Annotated in this window: 26 protein-coding genes; 10 read left to right on the top strand and 16 right to left on the bottom strand. The window is 71.4% G+C overall.

Translation table 11 applies throughout. From position 1 onward, the window contains the following. Positions 1-26 precede the first annotated feature (26 nt). Positions 27-971: an acyltransferase domain-containing protein gene (locus tag ACLJOK_RS11805; protein WP_410818279.1), complete on the top strand. Its 945-nt coding sequence runs from the start codon at positions 27-29 to the stop codon at positions 969-971. Here ACLJOK_RS11805 and ACLJOK_RS11800 read toward each other — a convergent pair. Beyond that, the gene (locus ACLJOK_RS11800; protein WP_410818277.1) at positions 968-1,354 is read right to left on the bottom strand and encodes a nuclear transport factor 2 family protein; all 387 of its coding nucleotides are present in this window, start codon (positions 1,352-1,354) and stop codon (positions 968-970) included. The two genes, ACLJOK_RS11805 and ACLJOK_RS11800, sit on opposite strands and share 4 nt — an antisense overlap. Before the next feature lie 35 nt (positions 1,355-1,389). On the opposite strand from ACLJOK_RS11800, the gene ACLJOK_RS11795 reads away from it, so the two are divergent. Continuing rightward, positions 1,390-2,202, top strand: a complete 813-nt coding sequence (locus ACLJOK_RS11795) for a helix-turn-helix domain-containing protein (protein WP_410818276.1) — start codon at positions 1,390-1,392, stop codon at positions 2,200-2,202. 44 nt (positions 2,203-2,246) lie between these two features. On the opposite strand, the gene ACLJOK_RS11790 is transcribed toward ACLJOK_RS11795, so the two are convergent. From ACLJOK_RS11790 to ACLJOK_RS11770, 5 genes are all read right to left on the bottom strand, one after another. Further along, positions 2,247-5,078: a PQQ-dependent sugar dehydrogenase gene (locus ACLJOK_RS11790; RefSeq protein WP_410818274.1), complete on the bottom strand. Its 2,832-nt coding sequence runs from the start codon at positions 5,076-5,078 to the stop codon at positions 2,247-2,249. A gap of 89 nt (positions 5,079-5,167) precedes the next feature. Beyond that, positions 5,168-6,355, bottom strand: coding sequence for a ThuA domain-containing protein (locus ACLJOK_RS11785; protein WP_410818273.1), 1,188 nt, complete (start codon positions 6,353-6,355; stop codon positions 5,168-5,170). A 390-nt stretch (positions 6,356-6,745) separates the two neighbouring features. Next, positions 6,746-7,459 (bottom strand): alpha/beta fold hydrolase, encoded by a 714-nt coding sequence (locus ACLJOK_RS11780; protein WP_410818271.1) that lies wholly within the window; start codon positions 7,457-7,459, stop codon positions 6,746-6,748. Between the two features lie 105 nt (positions 7,460-7,564). Further along, a complete protein-coding gene (locus tag ACLJOK_RS11775) occupies positions 7,565-8,383 on the bottom strand; it encodes a CPBP family intramembrane glutamic endopeptidase (protein WP_410818269.1) in 819 nt (272 codons plus the stop codon). Positions 8,384-8,420: 37 nt separating this feature from the next. Then, positions 8,421-9,164 (bottom strand): SAM-dependent methyltransferase, encoded by a 744-nt coding sequence (locus tag ACLJOK_RS11770; protein WP_410818268.1) that lies wholly within the window; start codon positions 9,162-9,164, stop codon positions 8,421-8,423. Between the two features lie 62 nt (positions 9,165-9,226). Between ACLJOK_RS11770 and mug the strand changes: the two genes are divergently transcribed. Continuing rightward, positions 9,227-9,796 (top strand): G/U mismatch-specific DNA glycosylase, encoded by a 570-nt coding sequence (gene mug / locus ACLJOK_RS11765; protein WP_410818266.1) that lies wholly within the window; start codon positions 9,227-9,229, stop codon positions 9,794-9,796. Here mug and ACLJOK_RS11760 read toward each other — a convergent pair. Both ACLJOK_RS11760 and ACLJOK_RS11755 read right to left on the bottom strand, forming a co-directional pair. Then, a complete protein-coding gene (locus ACLJOK_RS11760) occupies positions 9,793-10,296 on the bottom strand; it encodes an SRPBCC family protein (protein ID WP_410818264.1) in 504 nt (167 codons plus the stop codon). The genes mug and ACLJOK_RS11760 overlap by 4 nt on opposite strands. Further along, positions 10,293-10,655 carry a metalloregulator ArsR/SmtB family transcription factor gene (locus ACLJOK_RS11755; protein ID WP_410818263.1) on the bottom strand — a complete coding sequence of 121 codons (363 nt, stop codon included), beginning with the start codon at positions 10,653-10,655 and terminating at the stop codon, positions 10,293-10,295. The genes ACLJOK_RS11760 and ACLJOK_RS11755 overlap by 4 nt, the downstream gene beginning before the upstream one ends. A 112-nt stretch (positions 10,656-10,767) precedes the next feature. Here ACLJOK_RS11755 and ACLJOK_RS11750 point away from each other — a divergent pair, with 112 nt between their 5' ends. Further along, entirely contained in the window at positions 10,768-11,868 is a 1,101-nt protein-coding gene (locus ACLJOK_RS11750; protein ID WP_238672322.1) for a calcium:proton antiporter, read from the top strand. A 48-nt stretch (positions 11,869-11,916) separates the two neighbouring features. Here ACLJOK_RS11750 and ACLJOK_RS11745 read toward each other — a convergent pair whose 3' ends face one another. Together ACLJOK_RS11745 and ACLJOK_RS11740 are read right to left on the bottom strand one after the other, a co-directional pair. Beyond that, positions 11,917-13,173: an RNA polymerase sigma factor gene (locus ACLJOK_RS11745; protein WP_410819329.1), complete on the bottom strand. Its 1,257-nt coding sequence runs from the start codon at positions 13,171-13,173 to the stop codon at positions 11,917-11,919. A 4-nt stretch (positions 13,174-13,177) separates the two neighbouring features. After that, entirely contained in the window at positions 13,178-13,570 is a 393-nt protein-coding gene (locus ACLJOK_RS11740) for a YciI family protein (RefSeq protein WP_410819327.1), read from the bottom strand. A gap of 206 nt (positions 13,571-13,776) precedes the next feature. Here ACLJOK_RS11740 and ACLJOK_RS11735 point away from each other — a divergent pair, with 206 nt between their 5' ends. Continuing rightward, positions 13,777-13,986 carry a hypothetical protein gene (locus ACLJOK_RS11735; RefSeq protein WP_410818260.1) on the top strand — a complete coding sequence of 70 codons (210 nt, stop codon included), beginning with the start codon at positions 13,777-13,779 and terminating at the stop codon, positions 13,984-13,986. Between the two features lie 6 nt (positions 13,987-13,992). Here the strand turns inward: ACLJOK_RS11735 and ACLJOK_RS11730 are convergent, their stop codons facing one another. Next, positions 13,993-14,358: a hypothetical protein gene (locus ACLJOK_RS11730; RefSeq protein ID WP_410818259.1), complete on the bottom strand. Its 366-nt coding sequence runs from the start codon at positions 14,356-14,358 to the stop codon at positions 13,993-13,995. Between the two features lie 177 nt (positions 14,359-14,535). Here ACLJOK_RS11730 and ACLJOK_RS11725 point away from each other — a divergent pair, with 177 nt between their 5' ends. Next, positions 14,536-15,279, top strand: a complete 744-nt coding sequence (locus ACLJOK_RS11725; protein ID WP_410818258.1) for a neutral zinc metallopeptidase — start codon at positions 14,536-14,538, stop codon at positions 15,277-15,279. A gap of 121 nt (positions 15,280-15,400) precedes the next feature. Further along, complete coding sequence (locus ACLJOK_RS11720; RefSeq protein WP_410819325.1) at positions 15,401-16,051, top strand: HAD family hydrolase; 651 nt, start codon at positions 15,401-15,403, stop codon at positions 16,049-16,051. A 59-nt stretch (positions 16,052-16,110) separates the two neighbouring features. Here ACLJOK_RS11720 and ACLJOK_RS11715 read toward each other — a convergent pair whose 3' ends face one another. The 4 genes from ACLJOK_RS11715 to ACLJOK_RS11700 all read right to left on the bottom strand — a co-directional run bounded on the left by ACLJOK_RS11715 (position 16,111) and on the right by ACLJOK_RS11700 (position 21,598). Then, positions 16,111-18,666 carry an ABC transporter permease gene (locus ACLJOK_RS11715; protein ID WP_410818256.1) on the bottom strand — a complete coding sequence of 852 codons (2,556 nt, stop codon included), beginning with the start codon at positions 18,664-18,666 and terminating at the stop codon, positions 16,111-16,113. Beyond that, complete coding sequence (locus ACLJOK_RS11710) at positions 18,666-19,433, bottom strand: ABC transporter ATP-binding protein (RefSeq protein ID WP_410818255.1); 768 nt, start codon at positions 19,431-19,433, stop codon at positions 18,666-18,668. Before ACLJOK_RS11710 ends, ACLJOK_RS11715 begins: the two co-directional genes overlap by 1 nt. 355 nt (positions 19,434-19,788) lie before the next feature. Continuing rightward, complete coding sequence (locus ACLJOK_RS11705) at positions 19,789-20,475, bottom strand: response regulator (RefSeq protein WP_410818254.1); 687 nt, start codon at positions 20,473-20,475, stop codon at positions 19,789-19,791. A 208-nt stretch (positions 20,476-20,683) separates the two neighbouring features. After that, positions 20,684-21,598, bottom strand: coding sequence for a RecB family exonuclease (locus ACLJOK_RS11700; RefSeq protein WP_410818252.1), 915 nt, complete (start codon positions 21,596-21,598; stop codon positions 20,684-20,686). Between the two features lie 140 nt (positions 21,599-21,738). Here ACLJOK_RS11700 and ACLJOK_RS11695 point away from each other — a divergent pair, with 140 nt between their 5' ends. Genes ACLJOK_RS11695 through ACLJOK_RS11685 form a run of 3 tightly spaced genes read left to right on the top strand, consistent with a single transcriptional unit; the run spans position 21,739 to position 24,447 of the window. After that, positions 21,739-22,830 carry a site-2 protease family protein gene (locus ACLJOK_RS11695; protein ID WP_410819323.1) on the top strand — a complete coding sequence of 364 codons (1,092 nt, stop codon included), beginning with the start codon at positions 21,739-21,741 and terminating at the stop codon, positions 22,828-22,830. Further along, positions 22,827-23,828 carry a tRNA (adenine-N1)-methyltransferase gene (locus ACLJOK_RS11690; RefSeq protein WP_410818250.1) on the top strand — a complete coding sequence of 334 codons (1,002 nt, stop codon included), beginning with the start codon at positions 22,827-22,829 and terminating at the stop codon, positions 23,826-23,828. The genes ACLJOK_RS11695 and ACLJOK_RS11690 overlap by 4 nt, the downstream gene beginning before the upstream one ends. A 46-nt stretch (positions 23,829-23,874) precedes the next feature. Next, on the top strand, positions 23,875-24,447 hold the full coding sequence (locus ACLJOK_RS11685; protein ID WP_091408625.1) for a hypothetical protein: 573 nt from the start codon (positions 23,875-23,877) through the stop codon (positions 24,445-24,447). A gap of 49 nt (positions 24,448-24,496) precedes the next feature. Here the strand turns inward: ACLJOK_RS11685 and ACLJOK_RS11680 are convergent, their stop codons facing one another. Then, the gene (locus ACLJOK_RS11680) at positions 24,497-24,790 is read right to left on the bottom strand and encodes a ferredoxin (RefSeq protein WP_091408893.1); all 294 of its coding nucleotides are present in this window, start codon (positions 24,788-24,790) and stop codon (positions 24,497-24,499) included. Between the last annotated feature and the right edge of the window lie 3 nt (positions 24,791-24,793).

Genomic DNA, 24,793 nt, shown 5'->3' with positions numbered 1-24,793 from the left:
GCCCGCCGGCCGGTAGGGTCGTCGACGTGGATCTGGACGACATCGCCGCCCGGCTCGGGGTGCCCGTCGAGGAGGTCGACCGCCTGCACCGGCTCGCCGGTGACAAGCCGTCAGCCCCGTTGCCCGCCAAGGCCGACGCGCCCGCGATCCTCGACCGGCTCGCCGTGCCGCCGGACGACGCCGCCGAGGTCATGGCGGGCTGGCCCGACCCGGACTCTCCGTTCTGGACCCCGGAGCTGCGCTGGCTGCTCGACCGCTCGATCGCCCTGGTCCGCGCCGACCTCGCGGGCTACGAGTGGCTCTCGCCCGGCCCGGAGTTGCCGCGAGAGCGCGGGCCCGCGTGGCGGCACCTCTACGTGTACGCGTACCTGGCCCTGGTCGACGTGGTGCGCGGGTACCACAGCGACCACGGCGTCCCCGAGGCCGTAACCTGGGTGACCCTGGCCGACCTGGGCCGCAACCTCGCCGTCGACCGACGGATGCGCGGCGAGGGCTGGCCGATCATGCAGAGCTGGCTGACGCTGCACTGGCGCGGCAGCGTCTACGAGCTGGGCCGGCTACAGCACCAGCGTGGCGACGGCGCCATCGGCCTGCACGTCCCCGATTCGGGGCCGTTGACCCCGGAGGCGGTAGCGGCGTCCCTCGACGAGGCCCGCGCGTTCTTCCCCCGACATTTCCCCGACGAGCGCTACACCGCGTTCTCCTGCGCCTCGTGGCTGCTCGACCCGCAGCTGCGGGAGTACCTTCCCGAGGACTCCAACATCGCGCGGTTCCAGCGCCGGTTCGAGCTGGAGCCCTACGACGAGTCGGCGGGGCCGGACGCCGACATCGAGGTGCTGCGCTTCGGGTTCCGGACCCTGACCACGCCGCTCGACGAGCTGCCGCGCCGCACCGCGCTCCAGCGCGCGATCATCGACCACCTGCGGGCCGGCGGCCACTGGCACTGGCGCCACGGCCGCTTCCCGATCTAGGCACGCGCGTCCCACCACGCGGTGTTGGCGGCGGCGCGGGCCGCTGGTTCGATGACTTCCCACACCTCCGCGATGAAGCCGTCGGCGATCCGCAGGACGTCGACCACCACGATTTCCGGCCCCGCACCGGGAAGCCGGCGCCGCGAGTGCACCACGACGTGGTCACCGTCGGCCAGCAGGTGCAGGATGTCGACCCGCATGCCGGCGGTCGGGCCCAGCGCGGCGCGGACCGCGGCGAGCCACTGCGCCCTGGTCGAGGTCGTCGAATCCGACCGGTGATGGGTGAAGTCCTCGCTCAGGTACGAGGCGAGCGTCTCGACGTCGCCGGTGTCGACCAGCCCCGCCAACGCACGTCCGACGATGCTCTTGTTCTCGGTGGTCATAGCTGCAAGTGTTTCCCCGGCCCGGGTGCCTGTCGATGACATCGCACTTCATGGCGTTCCGGGCGACGATGAGTAGGCTCATGATCGTGTATGCGGTCGGGGAACTCCTGCGGCAGTGGCGTAAGCGCCGAGGGCTCAGCCAACTCGACCTGGCGATCGCCGCGGACGTCTCGGCTCGGCACGTCAGCCTGGTCGAGACCGGCAGGTCCACGCCGAGCGCCGACATGATCCTCCGGCTCGCCGACCAGCTCCACGTGCCGCTGCGTGATCGCAACCAGCTGTTGCTCGCCGCCGGCTTCGCGCCCCGGTACGCGCAGCGCCCGCTCGACGACGTCGCCCTGTCGGGTGCCCTCGACGCGGTCCGCAGGGTGCTCCAGGCGCACGAGCCGTATCCGGCGCTGGTCTTCGACCGCCGGTGGAACATCGTGCTGACCAACCGCGCGGTCGACCCGTTCTTCGCGTACGCGGCGCCCGAGCTGTTGCGGCCGCCGGTGAACCTGGTTCGGCTGGGCCTGCACCCGCGCGGGCTCGCCCCCCTGGTCGTCAACCTGGCGGACGTGCGGGCGGTGTTCCGCAGTCGGATCTCGCGCCAGCTCGCCGCAGCCCCCGACGCGGAACTCGCGGCGCTCTACGAAGAGCTGCTGAATCCGCTGCCCGAGGAGCCGCCGGCCGAACGGGTCGACGCCGACGTGGTGATCCCGATGATCCTGCGGATCGGTGGACGCGAGCTGCGGCTGTTCTCGACCATCACCACGTTCGGCACCCCGATGGACATCAGCATCGAGGAGATCGCTGTGGAGTCCTACTACCCGGCGGACCAGCAGAGCGCCGCCTACTTCACACGGTAGGGCCCGGCCTGGTCACCGCCGAGGCCGGGCCCACCACGTGCGCGTCAGCCGGTGGTCAGGACGAACCTCTCCCAGGACCCGACCGACGTCCGGTTGGCGATCAGTGATCCGGCCCCGGCGTTCTCGGCGGCCACGATCTGGTTGTTGGCCAGAGCCCGCAGACCGACTGTCCCGTCGGAGTTGTTGATGATCTGGAACGTCTCCCACGGTCCGATCGTGGTGCGGTTCGCGATCAACGGGTTGGCGCCGGCGTTGTCGGCGCAGACGTACAGCCCGTTGGCGCGGGACCGCAGGGCGATGTTGCCGTTGCCGGCGTCCACCCGGTCGAACTGCTCGGTCGTGCCGACGCTGGCCTTGTTGGCGATCAGCGCGGTGCTGCCGACCGCTGACACGTACTGGTTGTTGACCTGCGCCCGCAGGGTGGTCACCGGGGTGCCGCTGCTGGTGCCGGTGGTGAAGGTGAACGCGTCGACGTCGAACAGGTTGCCCGAGCCGCCCTTGAAGACCAGGTACAGCGTGGTCGTCGAGGCGGGCGGGTTGCTGATGGCGGTGGAGACGTCGACGAAGGTCTCCCAGTCACCGGTCACCGGCACCGTGGCGGTTCCCAGCAGGGTGCCGGTGGCGGACCCGGCGCGTACCTCGATGGTGCCGCCGGCGCCGGCCGAGGAGACCCGCGCGGTGAACCGGTTCGCGTTGGAGAGGTTGTACGGCTGGTAGGAGATCCAGTCGTTGTTCTCGATGAACCCGGCCGTGCGACCGCCCTCGGCGTTGGTGTGGTCGGTGGCCTGGACACCGGACTGGGCGCTGAAATGCTCACCCTGGCGGTGTTTCGGTTGCAGCGTCTTGATGCTGTGCGTGGTGAGCCCACCGTTGTCGGTGTACGCGGCGTCGAAGACCCCGTAGATGTTGGCCGCCGCGTCGTGCTCACCGTCGGTCGGGACGGTGATCGTGCCGCTGCACCCGGTCTTCGAGGTGATCTGGTGGGCGTGACTGTCGTGGCCCAGCGCGTACGTCAGGCTCACCTTGGAGCAGTCGATCGTGCCGTCCTGCGGGTCGCTCACCGAGATCTGGTACGGCACCGTGTCACCGAAGGTGAACAGCTGTCCGTCGGTGGGCGAGGTGAGCGACACCGTCGGTGCGGTGTTGCCCACGGTGACGATCAGGCTCGCCGTGCCGGACAGGCCGGTCGGGTCGGTGACCTTCAAAGTGGGGCTGTAGCTGCCGTTCGTGGTGTACGTCTTGGTGGGGTTGGCCGCCGTCGACGTGGTGCCGTCGCCGAAGGTCCACAGGTAGCTGAGCGCGCCGCCCTCGGGGTCGGAGCTGCCGGCCGACGAGAAGTTGACGGTCAACGGGTTGGCCCCCGACGTGGGGTTCGCCGAGGCGACCGCGATCGGGCTGCGGTTGCCGCCGCCGATGTACTCGATCCGGAAGAGCGCCTGGTTGTTCGAGCCGGTGCCGTAGTCCAGCACGTACAGGGCGCCGTCCGGGCCGAAGGCCATGTCCATGACCTGGGTGCCGGTCCACGGGAAGTTGGAGATCTCCCCGCGCGAGCCGTCCGAGTTGACAGCGATGGCCTTGATCCAGCGGCGTCCGTACTCACCGGCGAAGAACTGACCGTTCAGCGAGGACGGGAACTTGATGCTGGAGTTGAGCGAGGCGTCGTACCGGTAGACCGGCCCGCCCATCGGGGACTCCGAGCCGCTGCCGAACTCCGACGGCGAGCCGGAGTCGCCCGCGTACTTGATCCAGGCCGGCTTCGCCGCGGGCAACGTGCCGAGCCCGCTGTTGCGGAACGAGTTGTTGGTCGGCCCGCCGGTGCAGTTGTACTTGGACTGCGACGGCCCGGACGGGAAGGTGTATTCATTGTATGTTTCCGTGCTGGTGTTGCTGCCGGTGCAGTACGGCCAGCCGTAGTTGCCGGGTGCCGCGATGCGGTTGAACTCGACCTGACCGGAGGGGCCACGGCTCGAGTTCGTGGACCCGGAGTCGGGGCCGTAGTCGCCGAGGTAGACGACACCGGTCGCCTTGTCGACGCTCATCCGGAACGGGTTGCGCAGGCCCATGGCGTAGATCTCCGGGCGGGTGCCCGACGTGCCGGGCGCGAACAGGTTGCCCGACGGGATCGTGTACGTGCCGTCCGCCTGCGGCTTGATCCGCAACACCTTGCCCCGCAGGTCGTTCGTGTTGCCCGCCGAGCGCTGGGCGTCGAACTGCGGGTTGCGGTTGGTCCGTTCGTCAAGTGGCGCGTAGCCGGACGACTCGAACGGGTTGGTGTCGTCGCCGGTGGTCAGGTACAGGTTGCCGGCGGCGTCGAAGTCCAGGTCACCGCCGACGTGACAGCACTGCCCACGGTCGTTGGCGACCTGGAGCACGATCTTCTCGGTACCCAGGTTGAGCGTGTCGTCGCTGTTGAGGGTGAACCGCGACAACCGCAGGTGCCCCTTCCACCGGTCCCAGTCCGACTGAGAGCCGGTGGTCGGGGCGTCCCCGGACGGGGTGCTCAGCGTGGGGGAGTAGTACAGGTAGATCCACCGGTTGCTGGCGAAGTTGGGGTCGACGGCGACGCCCTGCAACCCCTCCTCGTCGTGGGTGTAGACCGACAGGGTGCCGGAAACCTTCGTGTTGCCGGCCACGTCGGTCACCCGCAGGACGCCGTTGCGGGCGGTGTGCAGCACCGAGCGGTTGGGCAGGACAGCCAGGGACATGGCCTCACCGAGCTCGCCCGAGCCGGTGGCGAGCTTGACCTGCTGATAGTCCGAGGCGGGGATGACCGCCGCCTGCGCGGTGGACGGTGCGGCCACAGCCAGGGCCACGCTCGCGACGGTGGTGACCGCCGCAAGGAGGGCCCGGGGCCAGCGCCGGGGGTACGAGAGCATGATCGTCCTTTCTCGACGACCTGTGGACGGGCGCGCGGGGGCGCGCCACGACCAGGTGGGGGTGGTGGAGAACGAGCGGGGGGACCAGGTCAGTTGGTGGTGACCAGGTCGAACTTCTCCCACTGACCGATGGAGGTCCGGTTGGCGATCAGCGGTGAAGCGCCCCCGTTGTCGGCGGCGACGTAGCGGTTGTTCACAGTGGCCCGCAGGCTCACCGTGCCGTCGGAGTTGCGGACCAGCTGGAACGTCTCCCAGGCGCCGGCGGTGGCCCGGTTGGCGATCAGCGCGGCGGCCCCGGCGTTCTCGGCCGCGACGAACTGCCCGTTGCTCTTGGCGCGCACCGCCACGTTGCCGTTGGCGAGGTTGACCAGGTCAAACCGCTCGCTGGTGCCGACGGAGGTCTTGTTGGCGATCAGCGCGGTGGTGGCGTTGGGCGCGCTGACGTACTGGTTGTTGGCGCGCGCCCGCAGGGTGGAACCGCTGGCGGTGGGCGGCGGGGTCGTCGTGCGCGGCGAGCAGTCGGCAGTCACGGAGCCCGCAGCGACCTGGAGGCCGCCGAGCAGCATCCGGGTGAAGTTCGGGTCGGTGTACGACGCCTCGGTGTGCCCGAGGCCCGTGTACCAGGCACGCCCGCCGCCGTACGCCTTGCACCAGGTGATCGGGTGGTCGCCGCTCATGTTGCCGCCGCTGTAGGACGACTCGTCGAGGCTGGCCAGCACCCGCGCGCTGGACCGGGGGTTGGTGCGGTAGTTGTACCACTCGTCGGAGCGGACCCAGGTGGTGCCGAGGTGGGCGGTCGACGGGTTGGTCTGGTCCTCGATCTTCACGGTCGCCGTCTGGATCGCCGGGTGCGAGTCGAACCACGCTCCGACCAGCGAGCCGTACCACGGCCAGCTGTACTCGGTGTCGGCCGCGGCGTGCACGCCGACGTAGCCACCACCGGCGGCGATGTACGACTCGAACGCGGTCTGCTGGCTGGCGTTGAGGACGTCGCCGGTCGTCGACATGAAGACCACCGCCTGGTACTGGGCCAGGTTGGAGGTGGTGAACTGGGTGGCGTCCTCGGTCGAGGTCACTGTGAAGCCGTTGGCGGAGCCGAGCTGCTGGATCGCGGCGATCCCGTTGGGGATGGACGAGTGCCGGAAGCCGGCGGTCTTACTGAACACCAGGACCTTGGTCAGGGGTGCCGCCGAGGCGGGGGTCGGCAGGGTGACCAGGCCGGCCAGCATGACGGCCAGGCCGGTGACGAGTGCCAACAGGCGGGGACGGGAACGCATGGTCTTGCTCCTCTGCTGAGCGTCGACCTCAGGCTGTGCACACAGGCAGGCCGGAGGCCGCGATGGCGGTGGTGCGGAAGCCGGGCCGCCGATGCTCGGCTGAGGTGGTGCGGAGTGGTGGGGGTGCGGGGGTGGGCCGGTGAAACCAGCCGATGATGCAGACCACCCACATTGGACGGTCAGAATTCATCGACTGGCATCGTTGACGCAGTAAACCTCCGATGTCTACGCCCCGTCAAGCCCACGTGCTCCGGTCCGAGTGCGCCCGTGCACGGCCGGCGGTGGCGTGGAGGTGAGACGTATGACGTATGGTCGGTGGTATGCCACCGATGAAGATCGACTACTACGACGGGAACCCTGGGATGGACCAGGGTCTGTGGGAGAACGGCCCTACGCGGGGCCGCGGGTGCCCCGGGTCGCCATCAGAATGAGGTCGGCAATCGTGTCCGGGTGAGTGACCATGGCGAGATGCGATGATTCGACCTCGATGGTCGTCGCGTGCATCCGATCGGCCAGAAACCGCTCCAGCTCCGGCGCGGTGGTGCGGTCCTGCGTGGAGATCGAGTAATAGCACTGCCGGTCCCGCCAGGCAGCAGTCGTCGTGCGGCCCTGGAAGAGGTCCTTGGCGATCGGGCCCTGCACCGCGTACAGGGCGCGGGCGCGGGACTCCTCGATCCCCCCGGCGAAGTCGGCCAGGAACGCGCCCTCGCTGAGCTGCGCGAACCCGTCGTGATGCACAAGGCCGGCGTTCGCCGGCGGCGTGGGATATTTCGCCGCGAGCGCGTTGTAATCCTCGCCGGCGTCCGGCGCGCGGGCCGCGACGTACACCAGAGCGGTGACCCTCGGGTGGTTGCCGGCCTCACTGATGATCGTGCCGGCCCAGGAGTGGCCCACCAGCACCGTCGGGCCGTCCTGACGGTCGAGGGCGCGGTTGGTGGCCGCGACGTCGTCGGCCAGGGAGGTCAGCGGGTTCTGCACCGCGGTGACCGCCAGCCCGGCCCGCTGTAGCAGCGGGATGACGTCGGACCAGGACGACCCGTCGGCGTACGCGCCGTGGACCAGGACGACGTTGCGGGCGGGCTTGGCCGAAGACGTCTCGCTCATCCGAAAACCTCCGCACGACGCCGCGCCGTCGCTCGCTCGTCGACGACAGCTCTCGCCCGCCACTCTTCCCCACGCCGGTGGGGCCGGTGGGCCAAACGCTCAGGCTCAGCCGCTCTGGCACACCGGGTCCGGTGCGAGGGCGCGCCAGTTCAGGCGGTCCCGGTAGTGGTGACGCAGGACCAACCAGCTGACCGAGAACGGAATGGCCCCCATGGCCACCACGCCCAGGACGTCCGCGCCGACCACGTCGAAGACCGCCCCGACGTCGCCGAACAACTGAGCGACCGTCTGGAACGCGACGTGCAGGCCGATGCCGGCCCAGATGTCGCCGGTGGCGGCGCGGAAGGCGCCCAACAGCAGCGCGAAGACGAGGAAGAGCGCCAGCCGGTCGACGGATCTGGCCGCCCCGGTGAGGAACCCGAACACTGTGAACAGCACTGCCTGACCGATGACCGCCTGCCAGGCGGGCAGCCGGGTGGCGAGGTTGTGTTGCAGGTACCCGCGGAAGAGCAGCTCCTCCGGCAGCGCCTCCTTCAGGAAGACCAGCACGACCAGCAGCGCCGCCACCCGCAGCACGTCCCCGACCGACGTCCGGACACTGATCTCGACCCAACCGACGCCGAGGCAGAGCGCGAACCCCACCGCGGCGGGGACGAGCCAGCAGGCCGCGCCGAACAGCAGACGCCGCCAGCCGGCGCGCAGCGACGGCAACCCGAGGCCTGCCCACGGCCGTCGGTCCAGGACGCGACGGGCGAGGATCACCAGGGGTACGACGACAACTGTGCTGAGGACCGCCCCGACCGCATGGGTGGGCCGGTCGTAGTCACGATCGAGCAGGACGCCCAGGAACAGCCACACCAGCACCGCGGCGGCGGCCACGACGAGGATCCGCCAGGGCAGGGCGAGACGAGATCCGGCGCTCACCACGCGCAGCCTAGCCAGCGGCGTCAAGGATGGACGGTCAGCGGCCGAGGACGAGGTAGCCGAGGCCGAGGACACCCCGGTAACCGCCGACGTACTGGCGCAACCGATCGTCGAGCTCCGCGCGGACCTCGGCCGCACGGGGATCCTCCGGGTACGCCAGCAGCCACTCCTGCCGGCCGGCGAGCCAGGTGGACTCGAAGTCGTCCCACTCCCGCTGGTCGGCGGTGCTCAGGTGCAGCAATCGCCAGCCCCGCTCGCGGGCGGCCTCGACCAGCCCGGGAAGGGTCGGGACCTCCGGGCCGAAGACCTCGGCGATCTCCGCCGTGGGAGACCGTTCCCAGTACGCGTCACCGAACAGCAGCCGCCCACCGGGGCGGACCACTGTGGCGAGGGCGTCGAGGGCGGCCCCGGTGCCGCCGAAGGCGTGCGCCGAGCCGATGCAGAGGACCCGGTCGGCCGGCTCCTGCCAGGCCGCCGCTTCCCCCATCACGAAGGCGACGTGCCGGTTCAGCGACCGCCCGGCGGCCAGCCGCCGCCCTCGGGCGAGCGCGGCCTCGTCGGTGTCGACGCCGACGCCCCGCGTCGCGACCGGGCCGGATACACCGCCGGCGGCGACCGCCCGCAGCAGCAGCTCACCCCAGCCGCAGCCGAGGTCGAGCACACGCGCGCCGGGGCGGACGTCGAGCCGTTGCAGCAGCAACGCGGCGTGCTCCGGCGAGAGCGGAGTGTTCCAGCGCATCCGCGCGTAACGGCTGGCGGCGAGGTGGTCGGTTGACTGCATCCGTTGAGGGTGTCAAGCCGTCCGCCGGGTCCGGCACCGGGGCATACGGCAGGATCGGTGTGATGGACGCCGAGCGTGCGGGGCCGCCGCGACGGCCGACCCCGCAGGAGGTGGCGGCGGCGGCGGGCCGGGGCCTGCCGGACATCATCGGGCCCGGGTTGCGCGTGCTGTTCTGCGGCTACAACCCGGGCCTCTACTCGGCTGCCGTGGGGGAGCCGTTCGCCCGCCGGGGCAGCCGATTCTGGCCGGCCCTGCACGGGGCCGGCTTCACCGATCGCCAGCTGCACTCGTGGGAACGCGACGAGCTGCTGCGGCAGGGTCTGGGCATCACCAGCCTGAGCAACAGGGCCACCGCCCGCGCCGCCGAGCTGACCCCGGAGGAATTGGTGGCCGGGGTGACCGGGTTGGCGGTGAAGTCCGAGCGTTACCGGCCGCGCTGGGTGGCGATCCTCGGGGTGAGCGCGTACCGGATCGCCTTCGTCCGACCGAAGGCCGGGCTGGGCCCGCGACCGGACCGGCTGGGGCCGGCCCGGGTCTGGGTGCTGCCGAACCCCAGCGGCCTGAACGCGCACTTCCCGCTGCCGGCGTTGACCGCCGAGTTCGCCAAACTGCGGCGGGCCCTCGACACCTAGCCGGCCGAGGCGACCAGCCCCTGGTAGTAGGGCTGCATCGCCGGGTGGTAGTCGTCGAACTCCGGGCGGGGCGAGCCGTCCCGGGAGGCGACCAGCATGTCCAGGTAGTACTCCCAGCCGGCGCCGACCTCGGCGATGCCCTCGATGCTGGTGAGGTGTTGCACGAACCGCAGCTCGGTGCAGCCGTCGGTCTCGGTCAGCACCATCTCCAGCAGCCAGGTCCCGTAGCTGTCGATCATCGACACGGCGAGGCGCTGCTGCGGTTCGCACGCGTCGATGCGCACCTCGCACCAGGGCTGCTGCTCCTCGTACGCCATCTGGACCCGGATGGTCCGTCCGGGCCCGGCGTCGCCCTCCCACGGGCCGAACCAGCGGGCCGTACGCTCCGGCTCGGTCAGGCTGGCCCAGACGTCTTCCGCCGGGGCGCGGAAGGTTCGGGTGAGGACGAGGTCGTGGCCGGTGTCGGTGTAAAACAGGCGTCCGGCGGGTGTGCGGGTCATGCCGTGTTCTCCCTTCGGTGCTCCGCCGGACCGCGGCTGCGGCGCTCTCGGCGGGTGCGATAGACCTCGGTCTCCAATGCGTCGAGGTGCCGCTCCCACCGGTCGGTGGCCGCGAGCGCGGCGAGCCAGTCGACCAGCGGGGCGAGCGGACGCGGATCGAGTCGGTAGATCCTCTGTCGGCCGACCATCTCGTCGTGCACCAGACCGCTCTCGCGCAGCAGCCGCAGGTGGCGGCTGATCGCGGGTCGGCTGATCACGAATCGCTGGGCGATGTCACCCGCGGACAGCGGCTCGTCGCGCAGCAGGGTCAGGATGTGCCGTCGTACCGGGTCAGCGATCGCGGTGGCCACCTCGTTCACCCGGAAAGCGTAACCTATGGGTTACGGGTTGGCGTGGTGAAGGCCACGGACGGCCGCATGTCGCCGCGTCGATGGTGGGCACATGATCACTTGACCTGGCACTCTCTATGGCATGGCCGCCCTCCTTCGCTCCCGCCTGACCGACTGGACGTTCGTCGTACCTGTGCTCGCCGTCCTGATATTGATGGTCACCTGGGGGCGGAGCCTGCCTGGGCCCGTCATCGTGGTTGTCGCGGTGCTGCTGGGCGGCGCGGTGCTCGCGGCCGTGCACCACGCTGAGGTGGTCGCCCACCGAGTGGGGGAGCCGTACGGGTCCCTCGTGCTCGCCGTCGCGGTCACCGTGATCGAGGTGGCCCTGATCGTCACGCTCATGATCAGCGGGCCGGAGAAGACCCAGTCGCTCGCCCGCGACACCGTCTTCGCCGCAGTCATGATCACGTGTAACGGGATACTCGGCCTGTCCCTGCTGCTCGGGGCGCTGCGCCGTCGCGTCGCGGTGTTCAACCCGGAAGGCACCGGCGGGGCCCTGGCCACCGTGATCACCCTGGCCACCCTGAGCCTGGTCATCCCGACCTTCACCACGGCCCGGCCCGGCCCGGAGTTCAGCCCGGCCCAGCTCGCCTTCGCCGCCGTCGCCTCGCTGGCGCTCTACGGGCTGTTCGTGCTCGTGCAGACCGGCCGGCACCGCGACTACTTCCTGCCGGTCGACAGCCGGGGCCAGGTCATCGAGACGGAGGAGCACGCCAAGCCGCCCACGACCCGCGCGGCGATGGTCAGCCTGGGCCTGCTCCTGGTGGCGCTGGTTGCAGTGGTCGGCGACGCCAAGACGGTCTCCCCGACCATCGAGGCCGGGGTCGCGGCGGCGAACCTGCCGCACGCGTTCGTCGGCGTGATCATCGCCCTGCTGGTGCTGCTGCCGGAGACCCTGGCCGCCGCCCGCGCCGCCCGCCGCGACCGCGTCCAGACCAGCCTGAACCTCGCGCTCGGCTCCGCGATGGCCAGCATCGGTCTGACCATCCCGGCCATCGCGATCGCCTCGATCTGGCTGGACGGCCCGCTTCTGCTCGGCCTCGGCGGCACCCAGCTCGCCCTGCTGGCGCTCACCGCCGTGACCGCCGTCCTCACCGTGGTGCCCGGCCGGGCCAACGTGTTGCAGGGCGGCGTACACCTGGTGCTGATGGCCGCCTTCGTCTTCCTGGCCGCCAGCCCGTGACCCGCACGGCCCGCCGGCTCATCCCGTGACCCCGCACCGCCCGCCGGTTCAGCCGGTGGGCGGCGGGTCGCCCGCGAGACGCTCCGCGCGGGCGTTCAGGTAGCGCTGCTGCGCCAGGTTCGTCGAGCGCGCCGCCGCCATCCGGTACGCCTCCCGCGCCGCGACCCGCTCACCCTCCCGCTCCCACAGGTGGGCGCGGGCGGCCGGCAGTCGAGGGTCGTCGGCGAGGCGGAGGTCGTCGGCCAGGTCGGCGAGCAGCGCCAACCCGGCCGGGGCGCCCCGGCTCATCGCCACCGCCACTGCGTGGTTGAGCGCCACCACCGGGTTGTCGGACATCCCGAGGAGCACCTCGTACAGGGCGGTGATCTGCGCCCAGTCGGTGGCCGCCGCGCTGGGCGCCTCGTCGTGCACGGCCGCGATGGCCGCTTGGAGCTGGTACGCCCCGACCACCCCGCGCGGCAGCGCCCCGGTGATCAGCTCGATCCCCTCGGCGATCTGGTCGGCCCGCCACCGGGAGCGGTCCTGCTCGGCCATCGGCACCAGCTCACCGTGCGGGCCGATCCGGGCCGGCGCGCGGGCGTCGGTGAGCAGCATCAACGCGAGCAGCCCGGTGACCTCGGGGTCCTCGGGCACCAGCCGGCGCACCAGACGGGTCAGCCGGATCGCCTCGGCGGTCAGGTCGGCGCGCAGCAACCCTGGCCCGGCCGTGCGGGCGTACCCCTCCGTGAAGATCAGGTAGAGCACGTGCAGCACGGCGGCGAGCCGGTCGGCGCGCTCCGGGCCGGTGGGCGGCGCGAACCGCAGCCCACTGTCGCGGATCCGCTGCTTGCCCCGACTGATCCGCCGGGTCATCGTCGCCTCCGGCACCAGGAACGCCCGCGCCACCTCGGCGGTGCTCAGCCCGCCCACCGCCCGCAGGGTGAGCGCTATCTGCGACGCCGCCGACAGCGACGGGTGGCAGCACAGGAACAGCAGGATGAGCGTGTCGTCGGTGTCCGTCGGCGGACGGTCGGCGGCGGGGGCGCGCCACTGCTCCGGCAGCACCCACCGGGCCACCGTGTCCTCCCGCCGCATCCGGGCCTGCTCGCGACGCAGCAGGTCGGTCAGCCGGCGGGACGCCACGGTGATCAGCCAGCCCCGCGGATTGTCCGGTACGCCGTCGCGCGGCCAACCCTGCGCCGCCGCGATCAGCGCCTCCTGCACCGCGTCCTCGGCCGTGTCGAAGTGCCCGTAGCGGCGAACCAGCGCGCCGAGGACCTGCGGCGCCAGCTCGCGCAGCAGGTCCTCGGCGGGAGTCTCCGGCACCGGGTCAGCCGGCCAGGTCCTCGACACCGTCGAGCACCGGCCGCACGTCCACGTAACCACCGGGGGCGTCCGGGTCGACCAGGCCGGCCGCGATCTCGGTGGCCCGGTCGAAGCTGGCGCACTCCACGATGGTGTAACCGGCGAGGACCTCCTGCGTCTCCGGGTACGGGCCGTCGGTGACCACTGGTGCTCCCTCGCGCACCTGCACCCGGCGGGCGTGCACCGGCTCGCTCAGGCCCCGGGCGTCGACCAACTCGCCGGACTCGACCAGCGCCTGGTGGAAGGTCTCCATGTGCTGGTGCATCGCCGCGATCTGCTCGGCCGACATCGCCGGCCGGTCGGAAGCCCGCCCCGACAGCACGTCATAGTCCTGCTGCGACCCGTAGAGCAAAATCATGTACTTCACGGTTCTCCCCCTCCTCCTGCGGGACGCCACCCCGGCGCCCCCACAGAAGACGTCGAACCCAACCCCCCCACCCGGACACCCACACCCCCCACCCGAACCGGTGATCATGAAGTTGGCGTCACGACACGCCGAGTGGGATGCCGCTAACTTCATGATCACCGAGGTTCGGGGTGGTGGGTGGGACCTAGGTTGGCGGGATGACTGTGGTGTGGGTGGTGGTCGGGGCTTTCGTTGTGGTGGCGGGTGTGGCGTTTGGCGTCGTGGCGCGGCGGGGGCGGATCCGTGAGGTTGGGGGCGACGACCCTCGGGCTGGGCGGGACGCTCGGGCACGGCAGCAGCGCTACGAGGCCGAGCGGCACGGCGACCAGGGCGACACCTGGCAGCGCGGCCGGGAGTCGGGCGGGTGAGCGACCCTACTGGCCGTACGAGCGGCGCAGCCGGCCGTTGATCAGGTAGTTGAGGCGGTGGCGTAGGTGGCCGAGGGTGCTCTCGCTCGGCAGTTCCCCGTCGGTGGTGAGCGTCCAGCGCAGGGTGCAGTCCCCGCCGGGCAGCCCGGGGGTCAGGTCGAAGCGAATCCGGTCCAACGGTCGGTGCGGCCACAGCGACGACCAGACGAGCAGCATCGGCGCGTAGCCCGCCAGCACCCGGGGCGGTACCTCGTCGTCGCGCAACTCCAACCAGGGCCGGCTGCCGGCCTCGTACGGGTAGCGCAGTGACCGCCACAGGATGTGTGCCGGCGCCGGTTGACGTCGGCTGCGACTGCCAAGCTCGTGCACCACGGCCCTCCTCCCTGGACGGCGACACCCGCCCCGGAGCATTGTGGCGGCCCCCGCAGCGGCGCCCCTCGCGACCGGGCGTGAACCGTCCGGCCACCTCGTGCGTGAATCGGTGATGGGCGTGGCGGTCGTATCGTCGGGGTACATCGCAGCGCGAGCACCGATGTCTGGGGAGGCGCAGTGGGAGCACGGTTCGGCCGCGACGCGCGGGGCCCGCTGGCGGGTCTGCTGATCGCCGCACTGGTCTCCCTCGCCTGCGCCGGCGGTGGGCTGGCCGAGCCGGAGGCCGAGCGCCCCGGGGCGAACCCGTCGGCAGCCGCACCGGGGCCGAGCACCACCCGGGCCGACAGCACCACCAGCGTCGCCGAGTTCGAGCAGGACGTCGCCGACGCGCAGGCGGTCGCCGAGCGGTACTGGGCGGCCCAGTTCAAGGAATCCGGGCAGCGGTTCCGACCGATCCGGCGGATCACCCCGTACCAGCGCGAGGGCGAGGTGTCCTGCGGCGGCCAGCCGTTGCCCCGCAACAACGCCGTCTACTGCTCGCAGGGCGACTTCATCGCCTACGACGTCGCCTGGTCGGTGGCGGCGTTCCGCCAGGTCGGCGACGCGTTCGTGTTCTACCTGCTGGGGCACGAGTACGCGCACGCCATCCAGGTGCGACTCGGCATCAACTACAGCTTCACCATCCAGCAGGAGTTGCAGGCCGACTGCATGGCCGGGGCGTACCTCGGCGACTCGGTGCGCTCGGGCGCCCTGACCCTCGCCGAGGGCGACCTGGACGAGTTCCGAGAGGGGGTGGCGGCGGTCGGCGACGACCCGGACCAGCCGTGGTTCGCGGAAGGGGCGCACGGCACCGCCGAGCAGCGCACCGACATGTTCTTCAGGGGTTACGAGGGTTCGCTGAAGGAGTGCGACCTGGGCTGAACGGGGTTGCCCGGATCACCCTGGTGCCCGTTGCCGCCACCTGCCACGGGAGGTGCTGGCAGGATCGCCGGTGTCGGTCACGACCCTGGAGGTTCCGCTGAGCAGCCATCACCCCGCCGCTGTGCTCTTCGACATGGACGGCACGCTGGTCGACAGCGAGAAGCTGTGGGACGTCGCGTTGCAGGAACTCGCGAAGGAGTACGGCGGGGAACTCTCCGTCGACGCCCGCCAGTCGATCATCGGCACCGCCATGGCCGAGTCGATGCGCATCCTGCACGACGACCTGGGGCAGCCCGAACGGGATCCGGAGATCAGCGCAGCGTGGATCAACGCCCGGATCCTGGAGCTGTTCCGCACCGGTCTGCGCTGGCGGCCGGGGGCGTTCGACCTGTTGCGCGCGGTCCGCGCGGCGGAGATCCCCACCGCGCTGGTCACCTCCAGCCCCCGGGCGCTGGTCGAGATCGCCCTGGACACCCTCGGTCGGGACAACTTCGACACTGTGGTCGCCGGCGACGAGGTGGTGGCGGCCAAGCCGCACCCCGAGCCCTACCTGACCGCCGCCCGGCTGCTGGGTGTGCCGATCGAGCGGTGCGTGGCGATCGAGGACTCACCGACCGGGGTGGCCAGCGCGCTGGCCTCGGGCGCGGCGGTGCTCGCCGTACCGGCGGAGGTGGCGCTGCCGAGCACTGTCGGCGTACACCAGGTGGAGAGCCTGACCGGCGTGGACCTGGCGCTGCTCGCGGCGCTGCTGACCGATCGGGCCGCGGCCTGAACACGAGAAGAGGGCCCTGCTGACGCGCTGGCGTCAGCAGGGCCCCCTTCTCGTGCCGATCAGTCGTGGGCGATGGCGCCCAGGACGTTGATCCGGGCTGCCCGGATGGCCGGGAGCACCGCGGCCACCACGCCGATGATGGCGGCGAGACCGAGGAAGACACCCATCTGCCCCCAGGGCAGGATCAGGTCGGTGATGCCCTCGTCCTTGAGGGCCTCGACCACCGCGGCGCCGAGGCCGGTGCCCACCGCCACGCCGAGCAGCGCGCCGAACACCGAGATCACCACCGCCTCCACGGTGATCATGCCCATGGTCTGCGACCGGCGCAGGCCGATCGCCCGCAGCAGACCCAACTCGCGGGTCCGCTCCAGCACCGACAGGGCCAGGGTGTTGATGATGCCCAGAACGGCGATCACGATGGCCAGCGCGAGCAGGATCTGGATCATCGTGAGCAGCCCGTCGAGCGAACTGGTCTGCTGTTTGATGAACGCGTCCCGGTCAGCCACCGACACCTCGGGGCTGTCCGCGAGCAACGCCTCCACCTGCGGCTGGACGTCGGACACCCGGGTGCCCGGATCCAGTTGGATGAAGCCCTGGATGGGCTGCGGGATGGCGAAGTCCTTCGCCGCGGTCGCTGGCAGCGTCACCGGGTTGGTCAGCTGCGACGACTCGTAGATGCCGCTGATCGTGTAGGTGCGTGCCTCGCCCCGGGTCAGCTGCACATTCACAGTGGAGCCCACCGACCAGCCACGGGACGTGGCAGTGTCCGAGCTGGCGAGCATCTGGGTCGGCCCGAGCCGGTCGATGTCACCGGCGGTCGGCTTCGCGCCGAAGATCTGCCGCAGCGACGCGATGTCGCTGCTCGCCGCGACCCAGGTGCCCTCGCCGTCGATCCGACCCATGTCGCCGTACTCGCCGTCGACCATCCGCACACCGGGCAGGGCCTTGGCCTTGTCCAGCACCCCCGGGTCGAAGGTCGGCGGACGCGGGCCGCCCTGCTGGCCGGCGATCACCAACTCGGCCTTGATGGTGTCCTGGGCGAGCGCGCTGATGCTGCCCTTGGCCGAATCGAGGATGACCGTGACGCCGGTGACCAGCGCGATGCCGACCATCAGGGCGGCGGCAGTGATCGCGGTACGACGTGGGTTGCGCCCGGAGTTGAGCCGGCCCAGCTTGCCCGGCACCGACCAGGAGAAGATCGCGCCGAGCAGGCTCACCACCGGCCGGCTGATCAGCGGGGTCAGCAGCGCCACGCCGATGAAGGCGAACAGCACCCCACCGAGGATCGTGGCCAGGGTCTGACCGCGGGCGTTGCCGCTGAGCCCGAGGAACAGCAGCACCGCGCCGATGCCGGTGACCAGCGACCCGGCCACCGTGATCTTGGTCAAGGGTCGGTCCGGGGTGGCCACGTCCTGCATGGCAGCGATCGGCGGGATCCGGGACGCCCGCAGCGCCGGCAGCAACGCCGCCACCACGGTGATCACCAGACCGACGGCGAACGAACCGATCACCGCAGCCGCTGGCACGCCGATTCCGGCCAGGGTGAGCCCACCGGCGAGCTTGCCGAACAGGAACGCCAGCAGCGCGCCCACCCCGATGCCGGCGGCGAGGCCGAGCACCGACGCGATCAGGCCCACCGCGATGGCCTCCAGCACCACCGAGCCGATGATCTGCCGGCCGCTGGCCCCGATGGCGCGCATCAGCGCCAACTCCCGGGTCCGCTGCGCCACGATGATCGAGAAGGTGTTGAGGATCAGGAAGGTGCCCACCAGCAGCGCCACAGCGGCGAAGCCGAGCAGGATCTTGTTGAAGAAGGACAGGCCCTCCTTCAGGCTGGCCGAGGCGTCCGCGGCCACCTGCTCGCCAGTCTTCACCTCGAAGTCCGCGCCCAGGGTGCGGGCCACGTCGTCGCGCAGCTTCTCATCGGAGACCCCGCCTGCGGCCTGCACGGTGATGCTGCTGAACACGTCCGGCTCGCCCAGCATCAGCCGCTGCGCCACCGGCGTGGTGAAGAAGACCTCGTTGACCCCGCCGATCGAATCCCGGTCACCGCTGTAACCGAAGACGCCGACCAGTGTGAAGTCCCGCTTCTTCGACTCGAACGCGGTCAGCACGCCGACCTTCTGGCCGACCTGCACCTTCGCGGCCGTGGCCAACGCCTTGTTGATGACGATCTCGTCCTCGGCCTGCGGCGCGCGCCCCTCACGCAGCTTCAGCAGCTCGCTCTCGCCGGTCCAGTTCTCGCCCAACTGCGGCGGGCCGAACGAGGTGACGACCTTGCCGTTGCTGCCGATCACCCGGGCACCGTCGGCGTTGACCACGCCGGTCGCCGAGGCCGCCCCCGGTACCTGCTTCACCCGGTCCACCAGAGCGGCCGGCAGCGGGGCGACGGTCTGCTCGCCCTCCATCTCGTTGACCTGAACCTTCGGCTTCGCCGCGACGTTCACGTCGATCTCGGAGAAACCGTCGGCGAAGACCGAGTCAAAGGAGCGACCCAGAGTGTCGGTGAGCACGAACGCGCCGGAGACGAACATCACCCCGAGCACCACCGCCAGGCCGGACAGGATCAGCCGGACCTTACGGGCCAGCAGACTCTTCAGCGTCGCGCGGAACATCAGTTGCCCACCTCGGCCGCAGTGTCCAGCTTCTTCATGGTGTCCAGCACCGTCTCGGCGGTCGGCTCGATCAGCTCCGAGACGATCTCGCCGTCGGCGAGGAAGACCACCCGATCGGCGTACGCGGCGGCCGTCGGGTCGTGGGTCACCATCACGATGGTCTGGCCGTGCTCCCGCACCGAGTTACGCAGGAAGTTGAGCACCTCCGCGCCGGAGCGCGAGTCCAGGTTGCCGGTCGGCTCGTCCGCGAAGATCACGTCGGGGCGGGAGACCAGCGCCCGGGCGCACGCCACCCGCTGCTGCTGCCCACCGGAGAGCTGCGCCGGCCGGTGGTCCAGCCGGTCCTTCAGACCGACCGTCTCGATCACCGTGTCGTACCAGGCCGGGTCCGGCTTGCGCCCGGCGATCGACAGCGGCAGCAGGATGTTCTCCTTGGCGGTCAGCGTCGGCAGCAGGTTGAACTGCTGGAAGATGAAACCCACCTTGTCGCGCCGCAGCTTCGTCAGCCCCGCGTCGCCCAGCCCGGTGACCGTCGTCTCACCGATCGACACCGTCCCCCGGGTCACCGAGTCCAGGCCGGCCAGGCAGTGCATCAGCGTCGACTTACCGGAACCCGACGGGCCCATGATCGCGGTGAAGCGGCCACGTTCGAACTCCGCGCTGACCCCCCGCAGCGCGATGACCTGAGCCTCGCCGCTGCCGTACACCTTCCACACGTCGTTCGCCCGGGCCGCGGCCTGCGCCTGCTGGCCTACCGTCGCGGTCACGTCATCTACCTCTTCCGTCTGTCCGAAAATGCACGCCGCCCCCCGATGGTCCGGCGCGACTGTTCAATCATCGGTGCTGAGTACGCCCACCCCGTCCGACCCTGGGGGGACCCGGCGCGGATTTCCCGCTGCGGGTGCACCCCCATGCCGCATCAGGGTTGCCCCTGAGTCGACGGCCGGTCGACCGTTTTCTCCCACTGTGGCGGGCGGCAGCACCGACACTTGCACCTGACGCCACAGGAGGGTCAACCGAACCGAGCCGTCTCCGGTCACGGTAGGTGACGACGGCAACGACAGCCGTCCCCCCACGGAGGGATCTTCGAGTACGCCGAGTGAGGTACCCGGGCCGGCGGAACTACGCCCGGGGGCGGACCAGCCCCGACTCGTACGCCAGCACCACCGCCTGCACCCGGTCGCGTAGCCGCAGCTTGGTCAGCACATGCCCGACGTGCGTCTTGATGGTGGTTTCGCTCACCGACAGGACCGTCGCGATCTCGGCGTTGGACAGCCCCCGGGCGACCTGCACGAGCACCTCGCGCTCCCGGTCGGTGAGCGCTTTGAGCGTCGCCGACGGCGTCGCCGCCGGGTCGGGCAGCAGTTCGGCGAAGCGGTCCAGCAGTCGCCGCAGGATCCGAGGTGACACCACCGCGTCACCGCCGGCGACCGTGCGGATCGCCGCGATCAGGTCCTCGGCCGGCACGTCCTTGGCCAGGAACCCGCTGGCGCCGGCCCGCAACGCGCCCACCACGTACTCGTCCAGGTCGAAGGTGGTGAGCACCAACACCCGTACCGGCAGTCGGGCGTCGACGATCGCCCGGGTCGCCGCCACCCCGTCCATCCGGGGCATCCGGATGTCCATCAGCACGACGTCGGGCAGCAGCCGGCGGGACAGCTCCACCGCCTCCACGCCGTCACCGGCCTCCGCCACCACGTCCAGGTCGCTCTCGGCGCCCAGTACCATCCGGAACCCGGTCCGCAGCAGCGGCTGGTCGTCGGCGAGCAGGATCCGCACCGGCCGCGCCGAGGGCACCTGATCGCTCATGTCATCTCCCGTCCGCCGACGTCGTGACGCGCACCGGTCATCCTTGCGCACCGGAGCCGGTGCGTCGCGGATCACCGTAGAGGCCGGCCGGTCGCCCTGTCCCGACCGCGGCGGCACCGCTGCGGTCGGGTCTTCGGCGGCGGCGTGCGGCAGGCGGCCCCGGCGGCCTGAATCGCCGCGCCGGGCGTACGCGTCGGTCAGGAGGCCGTCACTCGTCGGCGCCCGGCGCCACCGGGGTGGCCCGGGAGTCGCGCAGCGGGTCGGCGCTCGCCGCGGCGACCGGGAACGGCGGCGGGGTGCCGCCGAAGCTGGGACAGAGCGCCTGGTGGCTGCACCAGTCGCAGAGCCGGCTCGGCCGGGGCCGGAAATCCTGCCGGGCGGTGGCCTGCTCGATCGCCCGCCACAGCGCCACCACGGTGCGCTCGAAGCGGACCAGCTCGTCGGCGTCCGGGGTGTAATCCAGCACCTCGGCGTCGCGCAGGTAGAGCAGCCGCAGCACCCGGGGGACCACCCCGCGGGTGCGCCACAGCACCAGGGCGTAGAACTTCAGCTGGAACAGCGCCCGTGCCTCGAACGCCTCCCGCGGAGCACCGCCGGTCTTGTAGTCGACCACCCGCAGCGCGCCGTCCGGCGCGACGTCGAGCCGGTCGAGGTAGCCCCGGATCAGCAACTCCTCGTCGACGACGGCGGAGATCAGGCTCTCGCGTTCGGCCGGCTCCAGTCGGGTCGGGTCCTCCACCGCGAAGTAACCCTGCAACAGCCCGGCGGCGGAGCGGAGGAACTCCACCGGGCCGGCCGGCTCCGCGCCGTCGAAGATCCCGGCCAGCTCCGGCTGCTCGGTGACCAGCCGGTCCCACTGGGGGGCCACCAGGTCGCCGGCCGCCTCCGGCGTGCGGCCGGTGGCCGGCAGGTCGAACAGGCGCTCCAGCACCGCGTGCACCAACGTGCCCCGGGCCTGCTCGATGGTGGTGCGCTCGGGCAGCCGGTCGATGCTGCGGAACCGGTAGAGCAGCGGGCAGGTCTTGAAATCCGCCGCCCGCGACGGGGACAGCGAGGCCCGCACCGTCGGCGGCGCCTGCGCCGCGGGGGAGGGCTGGGAGGTGGTGACCGATTCCGCCGTCATGTCGGCAAAGGTTAGGGCACCGGTGTGACACCGACCGCCGCCCGCCCCACACAGCGACGGTCCGTAGCATCGTGGCGATGGAGCAGACAACCAGGCCGCCGCGCCGACCAGACCGACGCCTCGGCCTGAACGTCGGCCGGGTGTTCGGGGTGCCGCTGCACCTCAACGGCTCCATGGTCCTGCTCGCGGTGCTCATCGCGGTGCTGTACGGCGAGTTCGCCCGCCGACAACTGGACCTGCCGCAGCTCAGCGGATACCTGATCGGCTTCGGGTTCGTCGTGTCGCTGCTCGGCTCGGTGCTGCTGCACGAGCTGGGCCACGCGCTCACCGCCCGGCGGTACGGCATCGGTGTGCGCGGGATCACCCTGGAACTGCTCGGCGGTTACACCGAGATGGACCGGGACGCCCCGTCGCCCCGCGTCGACCTGCTGGTCTCGCTGGCCGGCCCGGCGGTCTCCGCGGTGCTCGGCGTCCTGGCGGTAGCCGCCACGCTCGCCCTGCCCGAGGGGACCGTGGCGCACCAGCTCGCCTTCCAGCTCGCGGTCAGCAACGTCATCGTGGCGCTGTTCAACAGCCTGCCCGGGCTGCCGCTCGACGGCGGCCGGGCGCTGCGCGCCGCCGTGTGGGGGCTGACCCGTGACCGGCACCTCGGCACCGAGGTCGCCGGGTGGGCGGGCCGGGTCGTCGCCGTCGGCACCGCAGCCCTGGTCCTGCTGCTGACCGTCGAGCGGCGGCTGGCGCCGCTGGCGCTGCCGCTGATGCTGCTGGTCGCCGTCACCCTCTGGCGTGGCGCCGGGCAGTCGATCCGGGCCGCCCGGGTCAGCCGCCGGTTCCCGCTGATCGACCTCGCCCGGCTGGCCCGTCCGGTCTGGCCGGTGGCCACCGGTACGCCGCTGGCCGAGGCCCAGCGCCGACGCGCCGAGAGCGAGCAGCCCGGCGCCGCGCTGCTGGTCACCGACTCCACCGGTCGACCGGTGGCGCTGGTCGACCCGGTCGCCGCCGACGCGGTGCCGGTCGAGCGCCGACCGTGGTTGGCGGTGGACGCCGTCGCCCGGTCGCTGGGCACACTTCCCACGTTGTCGATCGGGTGGGACGGCGAGCGGGTGATGGAGGCCGTACAGACCTACCCGGGCGCACAGTACGTGGTGACGTCAGGCGAAGATGTCGTCGGCATTCTGCACATCGCGGACCTGGCACAGCTCCTCGAACCCAACCGGAAGATGACACCGTGACCGCAACTCCCTCCACCGTCGCCGCCGACCCCGCCAACCCGGCGCTGACACCCGTGCACCGCGGGCCGTTCCGGCCCGGCGACCGGGTCCAGCTGACCGACCCCAAGGGGCGGATGCACACAGTGACGCTGGAGCCCGGCAAGGAGTTCCACACCCACCGCGGCATCCTGGCGCACGACGCGCTGATCGGGCTCCCTGATGGCAGCGTGGTGACCACCTCCGGCGGCGGCACCGCGTTCCTGGCCCTGCGGCCACTCCTGTCGGACTACGTGCTGTCCATGCCGCGCGGCGCACAGGTGATCTACCCCAAGGACTCCGCGCAGATCGTCGCGATGGGCGACATCTTCCCCGGCGCGAAGGTCCTCGAGGCCGGCGCCGGCTCCGGCGCGCTGAGCTGCTCCCTGCTGCGCGCCGTCGGCACCGAGGGCGAGCTGCACTCGTTCGAACTGCGCGACGACTTCGCCCAGATCGCCAAGCGCAACGTCGAGGCGTTCTTCAACGGGCCGCACCCCTCGTGGAACCTGCACGTCGGCGACGTCGCGCAGTGCCAGGAGACCGGCTTCGACCGGATCATCCTGGACATGCTGACCCCCTGGGAGACCCTCGACATGGTCGAGCGGGCGCTGGTGCCCGGTGGGGTGTTCATCGGCTACGTCGCCACCACGCCGCAGCTCTCCGAGCTGGTGGAGGCGCTGCGCGAGCGCGGCGGGTGGACCGAGCCGCGGGCCTGGGAGTCCCTGGTGCGCGACTGGCACGCCGAGGGCCTCGCCGTCCGCCCGGACCACCGGATGATCGCGCACACCGCCTTCCTGGTCTCCGCGCGCAAGCTGGCCCCGGGGGTCACCGCTCCGCCGCGCCGGCGCAAGCCCAGCAAGGGCATCGAGGCGTACGCGCAGCGCCGCCAGGACCTGCGCGAGGCGGAGGCCGCCCGACAGGCCGCTGCCGCGCAGGCGGCCGGCGCGCAACCCAACGGTGCGGGGGAGATGGACAGGCCGTGACCAACGAGCTGGGTGTCGGCAGCGCCGAGCAGGGGGAGACGCTGGCATGAGCCGACCGGGCTACGGCGGTGGAGACCTCCCCGCGGTCTTTCCCGACTGGTCGCCCTACCAGGATCTGGAGTCGGCGGCGCGGGCCTACCTGCGTGACCCGGACGTTGCCCTGGAGGCGCTCGGCGGCGTGCTGCGCGGCGCGTCGGTGCTCGGCTTCACCCTGGAACGCTTCGTCAACGAGGTCAACGGGGTGTGGCAGGAGGTAGTGGTCTGCGACGGCAGCCGGCTCATCCTCTGGCACGGCGAGGACGTGCCGCCGGAGGAGGGCCCGCCGGGCTCCATGACCTCGTCGCTGCGTGTGGTGCCGGTCTCCACCGTCACCGAGGTGGGCTGCCGGCGGCGGCTCAACCGTGCCGAGAGCGGCGAGATCCGGGTCGACAGCATCGACGTCTACCTGCTGCTCACCTCGTTGGACGAGGCACCGCCGAGCGAGGAGATGGCCGGCACACCCCGGCACGACGCGCTGCGCTTCGGCAAGACCCTCGACGACGGCGGGGCCGGGCAGATCGCCCGGTTGGAGGAGTTCGCGCGGTTGGTCGCCTCGGTGGTCGGCCGTCCGATGCTCTGAGGCGTACCCCGTTCTGGACCCGGCCGGGCGGCGCGGCCCGGGCGGTGGGTCAGTCTTCCTCGGCGTCCGGGCCGGCGACCTCGACGCCGTCGCCGCGCACCACGTGGATGCAGTCGCCCGGGCACTCCTTCGCGGAGTCGATCACCTCGAGTCGCAGGTGCGCGGGGACGTCGACCCGGCTGCCCGGCGCCATCCGCAGCTCACCGTCGACGCCCTTGACGTAGGCCAGGCCGTCGATGTCGAACTCGAAAACCTCCGGCGCGTACTGCACGCAGAGCCCGTCGCCCGTGCAGAGGTCCTGGTCGACCCAGACCTGCAATTCGTCGGTCGCGACCTCGGCCACCTG

Origin of the sequence: Micromonospora sp. 050-3 (assembly GCF_046549335.1) — a bacterium.
Taxonomy (GTDB): Bacteria; Actinomycetota; Actinomycetes; order Mycobacteriales; family Micromonosporaceae; genus Micromonospora; species Micromonospora trifolii.
Note: the sequence above shows the minus strand (reverse complement) of the source record. Positions and strands in the feature narration are given on the sequence as shown.

Excerpts from the sequence above, each read along its gene's own strand:
- ACLJOK_RS11800 (WP_410818277.1), bottom strand. The coding sequence starts at position 1,354 with ATGACCACCGAGAACAAGAGCATCGTCGGACGTGCGTTGGCGGGGCTG.
- ACLJOK_RS11715 (WP_410818256.1), bottom strand. The coding sequence starts at position 18,666 with ATGTTCCGCGCGACGCTGAAGAGTCTGCTGGCCCGTAAGGTCCGGCTG.
- mug (WP_410818266.1), top strand. The coding sequence starts at position 9,227 with ATGGACGCCGAGCGTGCGGGGCCGCCGCGACGGCCGACCCCGCAGGAG.
- ACLJOK_RS11740 (WP_410819327.1), bottom strand. The coding sequence starts at position 13,570 with ATGATTTTGCTCTACGGGTCGCAGCAGGACTATGACGTGCTGTCGGGG.
- ACLJOK_RS11795 (WP_410818276.1), top strand. The coding sequence starts at position 1,390 with ATGACATCGCACTTCATGGCGTTCCGGGCGACGATGAGTAGGCTCATG.
- ACLJOK_RS11705 (WP_410818254.1), bottom strand. The coding sequence starts at position 20,475 with ATGAGCGATCAGGTGCCCTCGGCGCGGCCGGTGCGGATCCTGCTCGCC.
- ACLJOK_RS11760 (WP_410818264.1), bottom strand. The coding sequence starts at position 10,296 with ATGACCCGCACACCCGCCGGACGCCTGTTTTACACCGACACCGGCCAC.
- ACLJOK_RS11700 (WP_410818252.1), bottom strand. The coding sequence starts at position 21,598 with ATGACGGCGGAATCGGTCACCACCTCCCAGCCCTCCCCCGCGGCGCAG.
- ACLJOK_RS11785 (WP_410818273.1), bottom strand. The coding sequence starts at position 6,355 with ATGCGTTCCCGTCCCCGCCTGTTGGCACTCGTCACCGGCCTGGCCGTC.
- ACLJOK_RS11770 (WP_410818268.1), bottom strand. The coding sequence starts at position 9,164 with ATGCAGTCAACCGACCACCTCGCCGCCAGCCGTTACGCGCGGATGCGC.
- ACLJOK_RS11750 (WP_238672322.1), top strand. The coding sequence starts at position 10,768 with ATGGCCGCCCTCCTTCGCTCCCGCCTGACCGACTGGACGTTCGTCGTA.
- ACLJOK_RS11735 (WP_410818260.1), top strand. The coding sequence starts at position 13,777 with ATGACTGTGGTGTGGGTGGTGGTCGGGGCTTTCGTTGTGGTGGCGGGT.
- ACLJOK_RS11685 (WP_091408625.1), top strand. The coding sequence starts at position 23,875 with ATGAGCCGACCGGGCTACGGCGGTGGAGACCTCCCCGCGGTCTTTCCC.
- ACLJOK_RS11790 (WP_410818274.1), bottom strand. The coding sequence starts at position 5,078 with ATGCTCTCGTACCCCCGGCGCTGGCCCCGGGCCCTCCTTGCGGCGGTC.
- ACLJOK_RS11780 (WP_410818271.1), bottom strand. The coding sequence starts at position 7,459 with ATGAGCGAGACGTCTTCGGCCAAGCCCGCCCGCAACGTCGTCCTGGTC.